Raw genomic sequence first — 16,214 nt, 5'->3', positions numbered from 1 at the left:
TTATTCCTCTTCCACTCCACACCATTCGATTATAGTTAAAGCGATGATTTTTGCAACGTCCATCATTTTATCCACTTCTATATATTCATTAGAATCATGAGCCAACTTCGTTTCCCCCGGTCCGAAGACAACTACAGGAGTCGATCCCACTGATGAAAGATACCCTCCATCCGTCGCCCAGGGGGAGGCTTCAACAAGCGGCTGTTCACCCATCACTTTTTCATAGTATGCACCTAGTGTTTTCATCAATGGATGCTCAAGTTCGAGACTGCCAGGCAACCATCTAGCCCCAAACCATTCTAATTCAATGGGCTTCTCTTTGAACCATGCATCAGTCTGGTTTAAAGCCTCAATACACTGCATCAGCGAGCGTTGTGCCGCTTCCATTGTTTCCGTGGGGGCAATCCCAAACCGGCCTTCTAGTACGGCTGTATCCGGAACAGAAGAAGGCCAATTCCCACTTTGAATACTCCCAATATTAATCGGAATTGGAATTGTTACATTTTTATAGAGAGAATGACGAAGTGACTCGTTTCGTTCTTGTTCAAGCTTCTTGATTTCTAGCATTACACTAATTGCTTTATCTATTGCACTTACCCCTTCATATCTTGTACCTCCATGTGCCGACTTACCTTTGACTATAAGCCGAAACCACATCGATCCTTGTTGAAGTGGAAATAGTTTCATATTAGTTGGCTCAGGAATGATTGCCCCATCAGCCCGGTATCCTCGCAAGACTGCCGCAAGTGTACCTGCACCTCCGCTTTCTTCTTCAATCACACTTTGGAAAATAACATCCCCCTTCAATTGTATACCAGATTCAATAATTGCCTCGAGTGCTAATAATAAAGAAACATTGCCACCTTTCATATCAGTCGTTCCACGCCCAAACACTTTTCCGTCTTTTGCCATGCCGCTATATGGGTCATCGTGCCAAGCAGTATGATCTCCCTCGGGAACCACATCAATATGACCATTTAAAATAAGAGATTTGCCGTTGCCGATTCCTCTTTTAATCGCAACAAGGTTGGGGTTTCCTTTAAAATCTTTACGATCACAGTAAAAATGGGGATGATTTCTTAATTTTTCATCCCCAATCTCCCATAAATCTATTTCGAGACCAAGCTGTCTGCACTTTTCAACTACAATTGCTTGCGCACTCCCCTCTTGGCCTCGCTTGCTCGGTTCCTGTACCAGTTTTTGTAACAGCCTAATTCCATTCGTTCGATGTTCATTCAACCAAGTGCTGATTTTCTCTTCATACATATCACCATTCTCCTCTCTCATTCTTTTAAAATATGGATATTTTTAGAGACTGTAAACGAGGCTTCGGTTTGATTCCTGATTTCCTCGATACTAGAATTTTCAAATAAATCAGTTAATAAGAGGCCTTCGGGCGTCACAGAAAATACGCCAAGCTCCGTGATAATCATATGTACGCATTCTTTAGCCGTTAATGGTAACGTACATTCTTTTACTAATTTAGACATGCCTATTTTATCAGTATGCTCCATTAATACGATGACCTTTTTGGCCTTTGCCGCAAGTTCCATCGCCCCACCCATCCCTGGTACTCTTTTTCCTGGCACATTCCAATTAGCCAAGTCGCCTAATTCGCTTACTTGAAGTGCTCCAAGAATCGTGATATCCACCCTGCCCCGGCGTATCATTCCAAATGCGATCGTACTGTCACAGTATGAAGCTCCTTCTCTAATGGTAATGGGAAGACCTCCAGCATTACAGAGATGCGGATCTTCCTTCCCCTTTTTTGGAGAACTTCCGATTCCAACAAGCCCATTTTCAGCATGAAACATAACTCGATGATCATTCAAAAGATGATTCGGCACAAGGGATGGTATGCCAATTCCCAAATTGACCAGCATGCCATTGCTTATTTCTGCTGCGGCTCGTTTCGCTAATCGATTTCTGACTTTGGTTCCCAAACCCATTTCCAATCGACTCCTTTTGATGGAATGATATAATCCACAAATGCACCCGGAACAATAATGTCTTCCGGATTCAAAGCGCCAAGTGGGACGATTTGCACTGCCTCGACTATGGTGATTTGTCCGGCAGTTGCTACGAGCGGATTCGTATTCCGAGCACTTTTATCAAATATTAGATTTCCATAAGGATCTGCCTTTTCTGCATAAACAATTGCGATATCTGCAGTCAACGCAGGTTCCACTAGATAATTTTTCTCACCCAGCCTTATGGTTTGTTTTCCGTCACGGACTATATCGACGTCCAGGCCAATGTCGGTCAATATCCCACCAAGACCCATCCCACCTGCCCGGATGCGTTCGACAAGCGTCCCTTGCGGTGAGAACTCTACTTCCAGCTCACCATTGTTCATAAATAGGCCCGCATTTGGGTTAGAACCAATATGAGAAACGATGATTTTTTTCGCACGCCGCTGTGTGACCAGTTTCCCGACCCCTATTTCTGGAAAACCAGTGTCATTTCCGATTAAGGTTAAATTTTTAATACCTGATTCCAAAATTAAATTGATCAATCCCGGCGGGGTACCGATGCCACCGAACCCTCCAAAAAGAATAGACTGATTATCTTTAAAGAGATGTAGAACATCCTCAAAACGGCAAATTTTCTGAAATGAATTTTCTAACATACTAACTCACTTCCTTGTTAGGATGACAGATGACCCGGTAGGATCTGCTCATTAAATTGTCGGAGTGTTATATCGAGCCTCATTAACAATTCTGCACACTCATCCTCCGAAATCGTTAAAGGAGGAGATATGATAATTGCAGCCCCGGTTACACCATCTAGACCCGCTGCTGCAGGGTACAATAGGATTCCATTTTTCATTCCCAATTTAATGATTTCATTAGTCACGTCGACAACCTTTGGAAGCGGAGACTTTGTCGATTTATCCTGGACAAATTCCATACCAATCAATAAACCCCTTCCACGGATGTCTCCGATAAAGGAATACTTCTCTCCTAACCTCTTCAGTCCTCTAATTAAGTTTTTCCCTCTGTCGGCTGATTTTTCAACGAGATTGTTTTTTTCTACATATTCTAACACCGCTAACGATACCGCACATGATAATGGATTGGCGCTAAGTGTATGCCCTCCGATAATCGACTGAGAGCCACTCATGATTGGCTCCATCACTTTTCTCGTCATTACAGCGGCAGCTATAGGAGTATACCCCCCACTCATTCCCTTTCCGAATGTTACGATATCAGGTTCTACATCCCAATATTCGGAAGCAAGCATCTTACCGGTCCGACCGAATCCAGTCATAACTTCATCGGCAATGAATAAAATGTCATGTTCTTCACAAATTTTCTTGAGTTTTTTAAAATAACCATCCGGTGGAACAATAGCTCCCCCGGCTGCGCCAATGACAGGCTCAGCAATAAAAGCGGCAATATTGTCACCACCAATGCGTCTAATTGTTGCTTCCAATTCCTTAGCACAGGCCATTCCGCACGTATGGGGATCAAGTTGAAGTGGGCAGCGGTAGCAATATGGAGGAGAAACGGAAGGATATGATTCAAGCATAGCGGTAAACCGTTCACGGCGAATAGGGTGGCCCGACATCGAAAGAGCCCCCATCGTGATGCCGTGGTAGCTCATCCATCTGGATATAATTTTATGTTTCTTAGGTTTCCCTTTTTCCTGCCAGTGCTGAATGGCAATTTTCAAGGCAGTTTCGGTCGCTTCGGATCCGCTATTTACAAAAAAGCTATAATTCAGTTCCCCTTTTGTTAGTTCAGCAATTTTTTTGGCGAGTTTCTCCGCTGGTTCACTCGTAAACTGTGAACGATACACAAATGAAACCTGATTAGCCTGTTTTTTCATCGCATCAATAATTTCCTGAACACCATGACCGATGTTAGCAGTAACAGCACCGGATGAAGCATCCAGGTAGTTCTTTCCTTCTTTATCGTATAAAAATACTCCCTCACCATGACTGATAGTCGGGTAGGCTCCTCCTAGGACCGGCTTGATCAATGAAGACTGCTCCATATGCCCACACTCTCCTTCTCTGGAAACAAACTAGCATTATAGTAAAGTGTATGTCCTGATTCAGGGAATCTTGCTAAGGAAATTGACCTAAGCTTGTAAACATCAAAAAATTCTTTTAGATTTTTGAGATGGGTCATTATAAGGAGTGACTTAATAGGGTACAAAAAAAAAGTGTATCCACAAGAGATACACTTTTTTCTTACAATGCGCTATTTAGCTTTTCTTGACGAATTGACTCTAAAAAATTTTCATCCTTTAAAACAGCCAGCACATTTTTATAAAAAGCAGTTTTATCAATAACTGAGGTATGTACATATTCATACTCTTTTAAAGATGGATGACGCAAAACATGTTTCATGCATGAATGACAAACTTTTTTAGTACCTAACTTATAGTAGTTCAAGTTACTTGCATCCCCATTTGAAGTGTCTTCGTTACAAACGAAACAAGTATGGCTTACACGGCCTTTTTTATTATATTCGGCCAAAGCCCCTTCTAAACGGATGGATGCGGGAATTGTTAATAACACATAATCACCTTTTCTATTTTAAATCTCTTAGTATTATATCAGAAAAACATAGAATTTGAACAATTAGCCTCATATTCCCTAATAATGCTTGTAAAATAATAAGATATTCAGCGCTGACAAGAGGTATTACTCCTAAAATCAACCAGAAAACATAGCTTCAGGCAAGTAGAAATATATTCATAATATAGGGAATTACCAGACCACATCCAAAATAACTTAAAACACCGTCCACTTTTGAACGGCGTCTTATCTCTAGTTTTTTTATGAAAGGACATTAACAGTTACTTTTCCGTTTTTCACATTCATCACTGCTTTTGCACCTACCGGGACCGTTACAAATGGATGAACATGTCCAAAGTTAGCATTCGCGATGACAGGTATACCATTTATTTCTTTCTTTGTTGAAATAATTTCCTGCAACGCATAATCAGTCATCCCGGATTCCTTTTGGAAACGGCCTATGACAATTCCTTTTATTCCGCTTGCATCTGGCAATTGAAGCAATGACTGTAAATCTCGGTCAAAACTGAATGGATGGCTTTCTTCATCATCTTCTATAAACAGGATACTATCCTTTAAAGAAGGCATATACTCTGTACCCTGTAAAAGATTGATTGTACAAAGGTTGCCTCCAATGATTGTCCCTGTCGCTTCCCCTTCCTGAATGACCATATATCCTAAATTTGTATGGAAAGTGCGATCTTCCTGTTCTAAATGCCATGAATCATCACTCCACGTTTCACTTGGTTCAAGATAAAAGTCATCAACCTGGAGAACTGCTTTTTTAAAGTATTCCATTGTATATTCCAGCCCAGCCTTCATGCCGAACGTCGAGAAATGAGGACCAGGGTATGTAGTTAAGCCTGTTTTTTTATAAATTGCCAATAAGATAGCCGTTATATCACTATATCCCATCAACACTTTTGGATTTTCTTTAATCAAATCGTAGTCAATATATCGTAGTAATTGGTTGGCATTATAACCGCCAATAGCCGTAAAGATTCCCTTTACATTTGGGTCCCGAAACGCATCATGTAAATCCTCAATTCGATCTTCAATTGAATTCGAGAAAAAGTCGTCATGGACCAAAGCCGTATTACCATATGTCACTTTAAATCCAAGCTCCATTAATCTTTCTTCTGCCAGCCTGCGTTGTTCCCCTTTGACAATCGCCAGACTTCTCGAAGGTGCAATAATCCGGATTTCATCGCCAGCTTTTAAACGAGAAGGTTTCATATCTTTTTTCCCCCTAAAATAATTATATCTTTCGTTATTTTAGCAGATATGCTGAATAAAGAAAAACCAGGACACTTAAGAACATGCATTCGTATTATTTCATAGTTTATTCCAAAGAAAAATAACTAGGATTCCTGGTTATTTTCTTTCACCAGCTAAAAACCGGTTCTTCGATATTTTTCAGTTGGTTTTTTTCGATAATTTTACGGGCAATCCAGCCCCCAGACACTGGTCTGAGAAAGTAAGTATTTAAATAGGATTTATTCCTTTAAATTACTAACATAAAGAAAAGACCAGCATTTACTGGTCTTTTAGTTTTTTCTTTTGTTAGCAACAGAATGAAGCACCGATGATAATCAGCAGAATGAACAATACAACGATTAACGCGAAACCTGAACCAAAACCGCAACCGCCACCGCGACCACCACCATAACCATATCCTCCGCCATATCCACCATATCCGTACATTAAGTTTCACTCCTTCTTGATTTCTGATTTCTCTTTACACCTTACCATATGTCATTAAGCCCGCCTTGGTCTGTGCATTAGCCTATTTTTCTAGATTTAAGAAAAAACTTTCCAATTATTGCTTTCATCTTTATAAATCATATTAGGTGAACAGCCAAGGGCAACCGCGAAAAATGTCAAAAAATCGCCTAGTACTTATTGTGTAAGTTTCAAATTGGGATATAATAAGGAAAAAACCATTCTTAGCCTCTTTAAGTCTTTAAGCTATCTCTTACCTATTTAGATAAATAAAATGTTAATTCGGGGGAACTACATTGAAAAAGAACGCAAAACCCTTCATCCCTTTCGCTGCAATTGCCACGATTCTTCTTATCAGCTATATCCTTCAAAAAGTTCCTAAAACCTATGGATCAGATGATTCATTAAATGTTTATCAAAAATTTCAATCCGGCCAGCCGATTCAATACCTTGTTGTTGGTGACAGTATTGGAAGAGGCTCTGGAGCCGAAAATCCTAATTTAACATGGTTCAAACAGCTAGAAAACAAGATGAATGACGTCAACGATATTCCTTTTCACGGGGATTATGTGGTCCAAAGCGGCTCCACTGCTTTTGAAGGCCTCTTTAAGCTCTCCCAAAGAAAGAAACATGACCATAAAGATTTAATTTTTATCGTATTCGGCGAGAATGACCGCAAATACATGAAGGTAGACGATTTCATCATGACGTATGAGGCGTTAATCAGGAAGGCGAAGCGTCTCCATCCTAATGCAGAAATGTTTACAATAACGGAAAGCAGCTTGAAATATGAGGAATTTGCATCAGCTATCGAACTATTATCTAAACATTATGGGGCTACTAATGTAGATATGCGGCCAATTTTTCAGACTTCAGGCTATACTGAAAAACAGCTGACTAAAGACTTAATACATCCAAATGGACTAGGCTATCAATTTTATGCTAATGCAATTTATGAACAATTTCTTGATAATTTAAAACAGGAGAAGCCAATAGCAAGCCTTCCCTCCAAGCTTCACGCCGGTTCTGAATTAGATTTATCAGAAGTTGACAACTATGAAAAGATGATCGGTTTCCGTCCAAGAGGAGACTACTTTACAAGTAATGCAAAAGGGAGCCTGATTGAATACAATTTCAAAGGGAGTATTCTTGGTGTGAAACTACTTAGAAGCCCTGATGGCGGGGAAGTGGCTGTAATTATCGATGGAAATAATATCACATCTTTAAATACATGGTGGCCCTTTGCACGAGAAAGATATTTGTTTATCACCAATGGACTTTCTCCCGGTTCACACACGGTCCGTTTTGAAGTAACCGGAAGAACAATGGCAAGCGATCCGACCGCATTACCATATGTACGTATATCATCGATCATCAGCGATGATATAAACCACTAGTAAAGCAGATAAAAAAACCCTATCATCCAGTGATAGGGTTTTCTAATTAATCAAACAACTTCTTATATTCCCCGTATCCTTCTTTTTCAAGATCTTGGACCGGAATGAACTTTAACGAGGCAGAATTGATGCAATAACGTAATCCAGATGGTCCGGGTCCATCATTGAAAACATGACCAAGATGAGAATCGGCAGTTTTTGAGCGCACTTCAATCCTTCTCATACCGTAGCTAGTATCTAGATTTTCTACCACTTCTTCTTCCACTAGCGGTTTAGTGAAGCTTGGCCATCCACAGCTAGAATCAAACTTTTCCTTTGAAGTAAATAGAGGGTTGCCGGAAACGACGTCTACATATAGTCCCGCTTCCTTCAAGTTCCAATATTCATTATGAAAAGCTGGTTCTGTCCCATTATTTTGAGTGACTTCATATTGAATTGGTGAAAGTTTCTGCTTTAATTCTTCTTTACTGTTCATCTTTTTCCCCCCAATGATGTTGTAAAAATGATTTACGTCCTGACCCAATCGAATACCTTTCGTAATGCTCAGGTTGCTTTCTATAATAATGCTGGTGATACGTCTCAGCCTGATAAAACGTTTGGGCAGGAATAATCGGAGTAACAATTGATTTGGAAAATTTGCCGCTCTCCTGCAGTTTTACTTTGGAAGCTTCAGCAATTTCGCGTTGATTTTCGTCATGATAAAAAATCGCCGTTTGATAGGAACTGCCACGGTCATAAAATTGTCCTCCTGGATCAGTTGGGTCAATTTGCTGCCAAAACAATTCGATTAATTTTTCATAAGGATATACACTCGGATCAAAAGTAATCTGAACAGCCTCATAATGTCCCGTGGTTTCAGAACAAACCTCTTTGTAAGTAGGATTTTCCTTTGTACCCCCTGTATAGCCTGAGATAACTGATTCGATACCAGGCTGCTCATCGAATGGCTTTACCATACACCAGAAACAGCCGCCTGCGAATGTTGCTTTCTCTAATTGCTTAGTCAAATGAAATATCCTCCTTTTATGCAAACGTTCCATTGAATGCATTTTAACGCTTTTATTTTGCCCTGTAAAATATTTTGCCGTTCAAAATGATTAATATATGCTGTCTCACCACTTCAAGTTAGGTTTGACACATGCCCAAGCATACTTCCATATGATGGGTTCATAATGAATAAAATGAGAGGTGAAGGAATTTGAGCGATAAACAATCATTTTTACAAAAAGCCTTAGCTTATGATTTACTATCCTCTTACTATAAATACAGCAATCCACATCTGCATGATTATTATTATCATAAGCACTTAAAAAGTCTCGAAAAAGCAACACAACCCATGAGATATGAACAAAGAAATACAGTAGCACCCTCATATGTAAGAATTCTACACGCTGCCCCAAAGTCTCCAGCTATCGATGTATATGTAAATGAAATGCGCATTCTCAAGAACTTTGTATATAAAGGTAACAGTGGTTATTTATCATTACCCCCTGGAATGTATCAAATCGATATATACCCTACTGGGCAAACCACTTCAACCATATTGAGCCGGAAGGTCGGGCTCGAAAGTGGAAAATCATTTACAGTCGCTGCCGCTGGGGCAAATGAATCGTTGAAAATGTTAACTTTAGAAGATAATCCATTTGTTCCTCAAAATGAAGCCAAGGTACGATTTATCCATCTATCATATGATACACCTTCAGTCGATATTGCCGTAAAAGATGGAGATGTCGTGTTTGCAAACCTTCCGTTTCGTAAAGTAAGCGAATATTTAAATCTATACCCTATGAAAGTTGATTTTGAAGTGAGAACCGCTGGTACAAAAGATGTTGCACTCTCATTACCCAACACAGATTTCCAAGCAGATACCTCCTCAACTATTTATATAATCGGATTGAATCAAGATCAACCTGCATTAGAAACACTTACATTAACTCCATAAATGAGTAAAAAACCTGGATACCTTGATCCTGGTTTTTTACCCATTTATTCTTAATTCACTGCAGCGAAGACGGGATGGTCAATAAAAATGAAATATCATCATTTTTCAAATCAAATTCTTTTGCCTTTACCCTAATGTCGCTTTTAAGTTCCATATCCTGCAGTGATACATAAATACTTTCGTCGTTGGGGCGAATACTGACCCACTCCGGCATATTATACCGATCGTTAATTAAACTCATGACATATGAAACCGGAAGATTCATCTGTCCAACAGCAACAGACTTTTGCTTTAAGATCAAATCACCATTCTTTTGAGCAATTGGTTCAAACGTTAATTTCATTTCAACTTCACGATTAAAAAATGGCATTGTTCCATACAGCTCGACTTCATCCGTTAAAAAAACTTCATAATGAATAGATCCTGTCAATCCTTCTTTATCAAGATACTGGTTGATTAATCGAGTCAGGTCTTCCCGATTCGTATGAATCTGAAATTGTATATCCTCTTCGTAACTTACTTTTGGTATCAGCTCTTTATCTTTAGCCGGAAGATTAACTAAAATCAGGACGAACAGGATGACCAGGATGTTTAGGGCTAATAAAGAAATAAACAAAGCCTTCCATTTGACTTTTGTCATTCTTGGTCATCATCTCCTTTGGCACTAGCTTCTAACGTGTCCTTTCCAATAGTGGTAATTTCCATGTTATTATAGATTCTTGTTGCAATTAGCTCATACCCGCGATCATTCGGATGAAAATAATCCTCAGCATACAGCAAGTCTTCTTCAGAGTTTTTAAAAATATCATCTATCTCGATAAAATATGCTGAATCATATTCCTTGATAATCTCTTTCCCGCTTTCATTCCAATCATTCATGATCATATCAAGTTCATAAAAATCGGCAAACCATTTTGAAAATGGATTATATACACCCACAAGGTAAATCTGGGCGTGATCATTTTCAGAGCGCACCTTATCAAGTATCTGTCTTAATCTTTTTTCATATCCTATTTTTGCTGAATCAAACTGATTCAGTTCCAAGTTGGAAAAATTCTGTTTAAATACCTTCATGATATCATTTCCACCGATTGTGACAACTATGGAGTCGGCTTGTTCAATGTCGTCTTGAATTTCTGCCTTATCCAATCTTTTTAAAAGTTGATCGGTCCGATTTCCCCGAATGCCATGATTAATCATCTCTACAGAAATAATGGATGGTTCTTTTTCCAGCTTATTTTGTAAATAAGGCAGATAGCCGCCATTATCTTTGCTATCCCCGACACCTTGGGTCAAGGAATCACCGATGGAAACAATTTGAACAGGATCCGGAAAAAAGCTGGCTGGAATGGTTTCCTTTTCACTCAGTTCAATGACGCTCTTTTGCTGAACTGATGACTGATTTGAAACAGTTTCACTTTGACTGCAACCTGAAATCCAAACTAGGCATATGAAAAGACAGGTGATTTTGTACCACATGATCCTCACCTTCCTACCCATATATTATATCATGTAGAAAACGAAAGATTGCAAACAATATACCCTCTTTCTATTCTACTCTTTGCTAAAGCAATAGTTACTATATACTATGAAAAAAAGCAGGGATTAAAAGCTAGTCCTATAAATTTTAGCATGTACTTAGCATGTAAAATCATTCTTCACTTCTGCTGTTTCGTTCATAAACGATTTACAACTATTTGACTATAGGATAATGGACTTTTCCCTTTATTTTCATTTTAAAACTATAAAAACAGAAAGAACAGGTAATTTAACCTGTTCAATAATTCTGTAAAATTTTAATATGTTTGATGATTTCATCAAATGGAATATCCTGCAAACCTGTGTATTCTTGAATAATCTTCCCATCCTGATCCACTAGAAAAAAGCTAGTCTGATGGATAACCTGGTCCTCATTTTCAGGTTTCTTAACAAGTGTTTTAAAGTTCTCCAATGCAAACTGCTCGATTTCTTCTTGACCATAGCCAGTTAGGAAGTGCCAGTTTCCGTAGTCTACATTAAATTGATCTCCAAACTTTTTTAATACATCGGGTTTGTCAATCTCTGGATCCACTGAAAAGGAAACAAACTCTACATCTGAGATGCCTTCGTCCTTCAACATTTGTTGAAGTTTAGACATATTTGAAGTCATTGGCAAACATACATCCTCACAACTTGTAAAGATAAAGTCCGTGACCCAAACCTTTCCTTTAAGGTCACTTTTTGAAAAGGGTTCCCCTTCCTGATCTATGTAACTGAAATTTTCAAGGTCCCAGTTTTTCGCATCAGGTACTCCGCTTGAACCGCATGCTGTTAACAGCAATAATACCGTTGTGCCTATAGCTGCCTTAAGCAAATGCAGCATTCTCATCCCTACCCCGTCCTTTATGTATAAAATATTCTGTTACTTCATTTATTCTACCAGACCAAGTGGTGTGAGAAAAGTAACTCTTTCTACAATCTAAAGACAATTTATTGAACAATGAAATAGCTCAAATCATACACATAACTTCGGTAACTGCTTTTCTATAAGAAATCAGTCCCAATAATACATAATAGCCATGGCGCCTTCACCTGTATGGGTACTGACTACAGCAGTAGTTGCCTCTATCTTTATATCGTGAAAACCTGATAATTCTGATATGGATTTACGAACTTTATCCGCAATTTCAAAACCGTTTGCATGAACAAACCCAATGCTTTTAATTGTTTTTCCGTGTGTATCTTCCTTGAATTTCTTGACAATATATTTCACAACCTGTGACTGGCTTCTAGCTTTGGACACAGGATTCAGTACACCATCGTCAAGAAGAGCAATCGGCTTGATGTGCAATAGGGAACCGATAAACGCAGAAACTTTACCAATTCTTCCACCCTTCACAAGGTTATCAAGAGTTTCAATGACAATGATTAAACTTGACTGCTTTTTAATGTTTTCTAGGCGTTCAATTATCTCTTCAGAAGATTTCCCTTCTTTCGCCATTTTTGCTGCCTCAATAACCTGAAATGACATGGCCTTTGAAATGAATTTAGAGTCTAAAACGGTAACTTTTGCATCAGACACACTAGCCGCGCTCTCCGCTGAGCGGACTGTTCCACTCATACCACCAGTCATATGAATAGAAATAATCTCACTACCGTCTTTCCCAAGTTCATCATATACCTCCACAAAGGTTCCTACTGCTGGTTGAGAGCTTTTTGGAAGTTCTTTAGACAGATTCATTCTTATCAAGAATTCTTCCTGTTCTATTTCAACCTTATCCAAAAAAGTCTCTCCATCAATATAGATTGATAGAGGAACCATTGTTATATCATAATATTCTAGTTCTTCTGGTGTCATATCTACTGTTGAGTCTGTTACTATCTTTACTTTATTCATCATTACACATCCCTAAATTAACATATCTATTGTATTATACCTACTCAAAGAACGCATTCAAACTAAACTATTCATTTTCTATGTTAAAGAATACATTTAATTCTAAATGATTACACAAAAAAAGACCATCCCATAAGCCAACTAACCACACGCCGCTTATTCGATATTACATGGAATTAGAGGCATCTCTTTTATAGGAGAAGTTAGCTATGGAACAGTCCACATTAAGCATTATTAAGTAAATTCTCATAAAAAATCTTGTGATAAACAGGCCGTTTAAGTACTGATGCTAAATAATGCTTAAATGAGTAATTTTCTTTATGATCTTTATTATCAAAAACTCGTTTTACAAACACTTCCAAACGCACGGTCAACATAAAAAAATTCGGATCACTAGGCAATAAAACAGGAATTTCTGAAATTGTGACCTTATGTCCAAAACAATCTTTGAATTCCAAGCATTTGAACATCAAATTATCAATCCTCATTTTTAACCGATTGCTTATATTATACACAATAAACCCAAAAGTATAAATATTCATATGTATAAAAAACTGACAAGCCCCAGCATTTTTTAAATTACAAAATGACCCACAAGGGCATAATGCCTTCATGGGTCATTTTTTTATAAATCTTCCTCGTTATTAAAGGTTTCTTCAAGTAAACTTTCTCGCTTCACCTTACGTTTATACACTATTTTAGATAGTGAAATACTGATTTCATATAATAACAATAGAGGAACCATAACCAAAAAGTCTGACATAAAATCAGGTGGCGTAATACAAACCGCTATAACCACAAGTACAAAATAAGCATACTTCCTTAATTTTTGAAGCACGTATGGGTTAATTACACCAATTGAGGTCAAAAACATGGTAACTACAGGGAGCTCAAATAAAACAGCAAAAGGAAGTGTCATATTCAAGACGAATGAAAAATACTTATCCGCTGTAAAGTTGGTTATGAACATATCATCGCCCAATTCAATCAAAAATTGAAGAACGGTTGGGAAGATGACAAAATAACCAAAAGCAAGTCCTCCGATAAAAAGTATGAAGAGAGCAGGTATATAGGCAAGCGTGGCTCTTACTTCATTTGGCATCAAAGCCGGTTTAACAAATAACCAGATTTGCAGAGCAATTATCGGAATCGTTGTGGCAATGGCTACAACTCCTGAAAGCATAAAGTAAATCCAGATAATATCACTCGGTCCTAATACCATTAAGTCGAAATCAAGATCCTTCACAAACCAATTATAGATATCTTTAACATAAATAAAACTGACGATAAAAAAGATGAAAAAAGCAACAGCCGTAATGATAAGCCGTTTTCTCAATTCATCGAGATGATCGATGATATTTAATTCTTTATCTTCCAAAGTTGATCACGCCTTCATCTGAAAATCCGTATCTTTGTTTCAGCATAAAGGCGCAAGACGGTACCATCTTACGCCCAGCATTTAATTATTCATGATTTTTTTGTTGTGTTTTCTTTTCTTCTTCATAATCACCTTTTGTTAATTCACTCGTAGATTTTTTAAATTCACGCAGTGTTTGTCCAAAAGCACGACCTATCTCGGGAAGTTTCTTCGGACCGAAAATAATTAATGCTAATATTAAGATGAGAATTAGACCAGGTACTCCAATGTTCGACATTGATACATCCCCTTTGGTGTTGTAATTCGACCTACTCTGATTATAATACCATTTCCAACCAATTGAAAGTAAACTGGCATTTCTTCATAAAATGGTAACAATTATCGACAGATTATTTATAACAAATGTGCAGGTAGAATAAAATGTAAAAACATATTTATTATTCTATCCTACTTTACCATTTTGTCTATAATTAAATTAATAAGTGAAATAAATTACTGTCTTTATTGACTTCAACAAAGGAGAATCCTTTTTTATTCATTCTTTGAATCAGTCCATTATAATCATTTTTGTCTTTTAACTCCACACCAACAAGGGCCGGCCCGCTTTCTTTATTGTTTTTCTTCGTATATTCAAAACGGCTAATATCATCATTCGGTCCTAACACCTCATCAAGGAATTCCCTTAGTGCTCCTGCCCGTTGTGGGAAATTTACGATAAAGTAATAAAGCAGACCTTCAAATAATAAAGACTTTTCCTTAATTTCCTGCATACGGCCAATATCGTTGTTACCCCCACTGACAAGACAAACAACTGTTTTTCCTTTGATTTGTTCTTTATATAAATCCAGTGCAGCTACTGATAACGCCCCAGCCGGTTCAGCCACAATCGCATGCTGATTATATAAATCCAGTATCGTGGTACAGATTTTCCCTTCAGGAACGACAACGATATCTTCCAAGTTTTCCTTACAAATCTGATATGTCATCTCTCCTACATGCTTAACAGCCGCACCATCAACAAAGGTATCTATGTTTTCAAGTTCAGTCGCTTTTCCTTCTTTGAACGAATATTCCATTGAAGCAGCACCAAGTGGCTCTACTCCAATACATTTCGTTTTCGGCGAGACCGATTTGAAATAACTTGAAACACCGGCCATTAGTCCCCCACCACCGATTGCTGCGAATATATAGTCAATTTCATCTTCACAATCATTTAGGATTTCAACAGCTGTTGTACCTTGCCCGGCGATTACCTTTTCATCATTGAAAGGATGGATAAAGGAACGGTCTTCTTTTTCACAGCATTCCATCGCCATGGCAAATGCATCATCAAATGTATCACCAATTAAGACTATTTCAACATTTTCCCTGCCAAATAACTGAACTTGATCGACTTTTTGCCTTGGTGTTGTAGCAGGCATGTAAATTTTCCCATGAATTCCTAATTGACTACAGGAAAAGGCCACTCCTTGTGCATGATTTCCTGCACTGGCGCATACGACTCCGTTCTTCGTCTCTTCCTGGGTCAAGCTTTTCATTTTATAGTAAGCTCCTCTTAATTTAAAGGAACGTACATGTTGAAGGTCCTCTCGTTTTAAATAAACATTACATTCATATTTTTCAGAGAGCCTCTGATTTTTTTGTAAAGGAGTATGTAAAACAATCTCTTTCAGTTCTCTATAGGCAATTAGAATATCTTCCAATTGAATCCCCCTATTCATAGATACAGTCTGGTTCATAACAATCCCTCATTTCCTTCCTAATCAATTCAATTATTATAGCACTTTACTGTTATTAATGTAATTGATTTTTCTAAAAATTCTATCTTTTGTTTGTTTTAAACCAAAAAATCCGATTATGGCTAATGTTCC

19 protein-coding genes are annotated in these 16,214 nt (G+C 38.1%); 2 read left to right on the top strand and 17 right to left on the bottom strand.

The genetic code is table 11. The annotated features are described in order from the left end of the window. The 7 genes from JFU50_RS21115 to JFU50_RS21085 all read right to left on the bottom strand — a co-directional run bounded on the left by JFU50_RS21115 (position 1) and on the right by JFU50_RS21085 (position 6,232). Positions 1-1,266 (bottom strand): peptidase, encoded by a 1,266-nt coding sequence (locus JFU50_RS21115; RefSeq protein WP_242489069.1) that lies wholly within the window; start codon positions 1,264-1,266, stop codon positions 1-3. A gap of 17 nt (positions 1,267-1,283) precedes the next feature. After that, positions 1,284-1,949, bottom strand: a complete 666-nt coding sequence (locus tag JFU50_RS21110; RefSeq protein WP_057216799.1) for a 3-oxoacid CoA-transferase subunit B — start codon at positions 1,947-1,949, stop codon at positions 1,284-1,286. Next, positions 1,916-2,629 (bottom strand): CoA transferase subunit A, encoded by a 714-nt coding sequence (locus JFU50_RS21105; RefSeq protein ID WP_201223959.1) that lies wholly within the window; start codon positions 2,627-2,629, stop codon positions 1,916-1,918. Before JFU50_RS21105 ends, JFU50_RS21110 begins: the two co-directional genes overlap by 34 nt. 17 nt (positions 2,630-2,646) lie before the next feature. After that, positions 2,647-3,999 (bottom strand): aspartate aminotransferase family protein, encoded by a 1,353-nt coding sequence (locus tag JFU50_RS21100; RefSeq protein WP_201223957.1) that lies wholly within the window; start codon positions 3,997-3,999, stop codon positions 2,647-2,649. Between the two features lie 199 nt (positions 4,000-4,198). Then, complete coding sequence (locus tag JFU50_RS21095; protein ID WP_057216807.1) at positions 4,199-4,528, bottom strand: hypothetical protein; 330 nt, start codon at positions 4,526-4,528, stop codon at positions 4,199-4,201. A gap of 261 nt (positions 4,529-4,789) precedes the next feature. Continuing rightward, positions 4,790-5,764, bottom strand: a complete 975-nt coding sequence (locus JFU50_RS21090; RefSeq protein WP_201223955.1) for a S66 family peptidase — start codon at positions 5,762-5,764, stop codon at positions 4,790-4,792. A gap of 327 nt (positions 5,765-6,091) precedes the next feature. Next, on the bottom strand, positions 6,092-6,232 hold the full coding sequence (locus JFU50_RS21085; protein WP_201223953.1) for a YjcZ family sporulation protein: 141 nt from the start codon (positions 6,230-6,232) through the stop codon (positions 6,092-6,094). Between the two features lie 314 nt (positions 6,233-6,546). Here JFU50_RS21085 and JFU50_RS21080 point away from each other — a divergent pair, with 314 nt between their 5' ends. Beyond that, positions 6,547-7,647 (top strand): SGNH/GDSL hydrolase family protein, encoded by a 1,101-nt coding sequence (locus tag JFU50_RS21080; protein ID WP_201223951.1) that lies wholly within the window; start codon positions 6,547-6,549, stop codon positions 7,645-7,647. Positions 7,648-7,693: 46 nt separating this feature from the next. Here the strand turns inward: JFU50_RS21080 and msrB are convergent, their stop codons facing one another. Continuing rightward, positions 7,694-8,122 carry a peptide-methionine (R)-S-oxide reductase MsrB gene (gene msrB / locus JFU50_RS21075; protein ID WP_201185431.1) on the bottom strand — a complete coding sequence of 143 codons (429 nt, stop codon included), beginning with the start codon at positions 8,120-8,122 and terminating at the stop codon, positions 7,694-7,696. Next, the gene (msrA, locus tag JFU50_RS21070) at positions 8,112-8,603 is read right to left on the bottom strand and encodes a peptide-methionine (S)-S-oxide reductase MsrA (RefSeq protein ID WP_397443435.1); all 492 of its coding nucleotides are present in this window, start codon (positions 8,601-8,603) and stop codon (positions 8,112-8,114) included. Before msrA ends, msrB begins: the two co-directional genes overlap by 11 nt. Positions 8,604-8,845: 242 nt before the next feature. On the opposite strand from msrA, the gene JFU50_RS21065 reads away from it, so the two are divergent. Continuing rightward, complete coding sequence (locus JFU50_RS21065; RefSeq protein ID WP_201223949.1) at positions 8,846-9,589, top strand: DUF4397 domain-containing protein; 744 nt, start codon at positions 8,846-8,848, stop codon at positions 9,587-9,589. Between the two features lie 55 nt (positions 9,590-9,644). Here JFU50_RS21065 and JFU50_RS21060 read toward each other — a convergent pair whose 3' ends face one another. From JFU50_RS21060 to ilvA, 8 genes are all read right to left on the bottom strand, one after another. Further along, on the bottom strand, positions 9,645-10,229 hold the full coding sequence (locus JFU50_RS21060) for a YpmS family protein (RefSeq protein WP_053346618.1): 585 nt from the start codon (positions 10,227-10,229) through the stop codon (positions 9,645-9,647). Beyond that, positions 10,226-11,068: an SGNH/GDSL hydrolase family protein gene (locus JFU50_RS21055; RefSeq protein WP_201185436.1), complete on the bottom strand. Its 843-nt coding sequence runs from the start codon at positions 11,066-11,068 to the stop codon at positions 10,226-10,228. The genes JFU50_RS21060 and JFU50_RS21055 overlap by 4 nt, the downstream gene beginning before the upstream one ends. Before the next feature lie 298 nt (positions 11,069-11,366). Continuing rightward, positions 11,367-11,957: an SCO family protein gene (locus JFU50_RS21050; protein ID WP_116820621.1), complete on the bottom strand. Its 591-nt coding sequence runs from the start codon at positions 11,955-11,957 to the stop codon at positions 11,367-11,369. A gap of 165 nt (positions 11,958-12,122) precedes the next feature. Beyond that, positions 12,123-12,965 (bottom strand): DegV family protein, encoded by an 843-nt coding sequence (locus JFU50_RS21045; RefSeq protein WP_201223947.1) that lies wholly within the window; start codon positions 12,963-12,965, stop codon positions 12,123-12,125. Positions 12,966-13,189: 224 nt separating this feature from the next. Continuing rightward, positions 13,190-13,435, bottom strand: a complete 246-nt coding sequence (locus JFU50_RS21040; protein ID WP_223305482.1) for a DUF2535 family protein — start codon at positions 13,433-13,435, stop codon at positions 13,190-13,192. A 155-nt stretch (positions 13,436-13,590) separates the two neighbouring features. Continuing rightward, on the bottom strand, positions 13,591-14,343 hold the full coding sequence (gene tatC / locus JFU50_RS21035; RefSeq protein ID WP_201185438.1) for a twin-arginine translocase subunit TatC: 753 nt from the start codon (positions 14,341-14,343) through the stop codon (positions 13,591-13,593). An 85-nt stretch (positions 14,344-14,428) separates the two neighbouring features. Further along, entirely contained in the window at positions 14,429-14,620 is a 192-nt protein-coding gene (locus tag JFU50_RS21030; RefSeq protein ID WP_053346624.1) for a twin-arginine translocase TatA/TatE family subunit, read from the bottom strand. Between the two features lie 193 nt (positions 14,621-14,813). After that, the gene (gene ilvA, locus JFU50_RS21025; protein ID WP_201185439.1) at positions 14,814-16,082 is read right to left on the bottom strand and encodes a threonine ammonia-lyase IlvA; all 1,269 of its coding nucleotides are present in this window, start codon (positions 16,080-16,082) and stop codon (positions 14,814-14,816) included. Between the last annotated feature and the right edge of the window lie 132 nt (positions 16,083-16,214).

It is taken from the genome of Peribacillus sp. TH14 (assembly GCF_016651145.1).
Taxonomy (GTDB): Bacteria; Bacillota; Bacilli; order Bacillales; family DSM-1321; genus Peribacillus; species Peribacillus butanolivorans.
This window is presented reverse-complemented; position numbering and strand designations above follow the sequence as displayed.

What these genes read in the sequence shown, in the direction of transcription:
- JFU50_RS21115 (WP_242489069.1), bottom strand. Translation starts at nt 1,266, where the DNA reads ATGTATGAAGAGAAAATCAGCACTTGGTTGAATGAACATCGAACGAAT.
- JFU50_RS21110 (WP_057216799.1), bottom strand. Translation starts at nt 1,949, where the DNA reads ATGGGTTTGGGAACCAAAGTCAGAAATCGATTAGCGAAACGAGCCGCA.
- JFU50_RS21105 (WP_201223959.1), bottom strand. Translation starts at nt 2,629, where the DNA reads ATGTTAGAAAATTCATTTCAGAAAATTTGCCGTTTTGAGGATGTTCTA.
- JFU50_RS21100 (WP_201223957.1), bottom strand. Translation starts at nt 3,999, where the DNA reads ATGGAGCAGTCTTCATTGATCAAGCCGGTCCTAGGAGGAGCCTACCCG.
- JFU50_RS21090 (WP_201223955.1), bottom strand. Translation starts at nt 5,764, where the DNA reads ATGAAACCTTCTCGTTTAAAAGCTGGCGATGAAATCCGGATTATTGCA.
- JFU50_RS21085 (WP_201223953.1), bottom strand. Translation starts at nt 6,232, where the DNA reads ATGTACGGATATGGTGGATATGGCGGAGGATATGGTTATGGTGGTGGT.
- msrB (WP_201185431.1), bottom strand. Translation starts at nt 8,122, where the DNA reads ATGAACAGTAAAGAAGAATTAAAGCAGAAACTTTCACCAATTCAATAT.
- msrA (WP_397443435.1), bottom strand. Translation starts at nt 8,603, where the DNA reads ATGGTAAAGCCATTCGATGAGCAGCCTGGTATCGAATCAGTTATCTCA.
- JFU50_RS21060 (WP_053346618.1), bottom strand. Translation starts at nt 10,229, where the DNA reads ATGACAAAAGTCAAATGGAAGGCTTTGTTTATTTCTTTATTAGCCCTA.
- JFU50_RS21055 (WP_201185436.1), bottom strand. Translation starts at nt 11,068, where the DNA reads ATGTGGTACAAAATCACCTGTCTTTTCATATGCCTAGTTTGGATTTCA.
- JFU50_RS21050 (WP_116820621.1), bottom strand. Translation starts at nt 11,957, where the DNA reads ATGAGAATGCTGCATTTGCTTAAGGCAGCTATAGGCACAACGGTATTA.
- JFU50_RS21045 (WP_201223947.1), bottom strand. Translation starts at nt 12,965, where the DNA reads ATGAATAAAGTAAAGATAGTAACAGACTCAACAGTAGATATGACACCA.
- JFU50_RS21040 (WP_223305482.1), bottom strand. Translation starts at nt 13,435, where the DNA reads ATGTTCAAATGCTTGGAATTCAAAGATTGTTTTGGACATAAGGTCACA.
- JFU50_RS21030 (WP_053346624.1), bottom strand. Translation starts at nt 14,620, where the DNA reads ATGTCGAACATTGGAGTACCTGGTCTAATTCTCATCTTAATATTAGCA.
- ilvA (WP_201185439.1), bottom strand. Translation starts at nt 16,082, where the DNA reads ATGAACCAGACTGTATCTATGAATAGGGGGATTCAATTGGAAGATATT.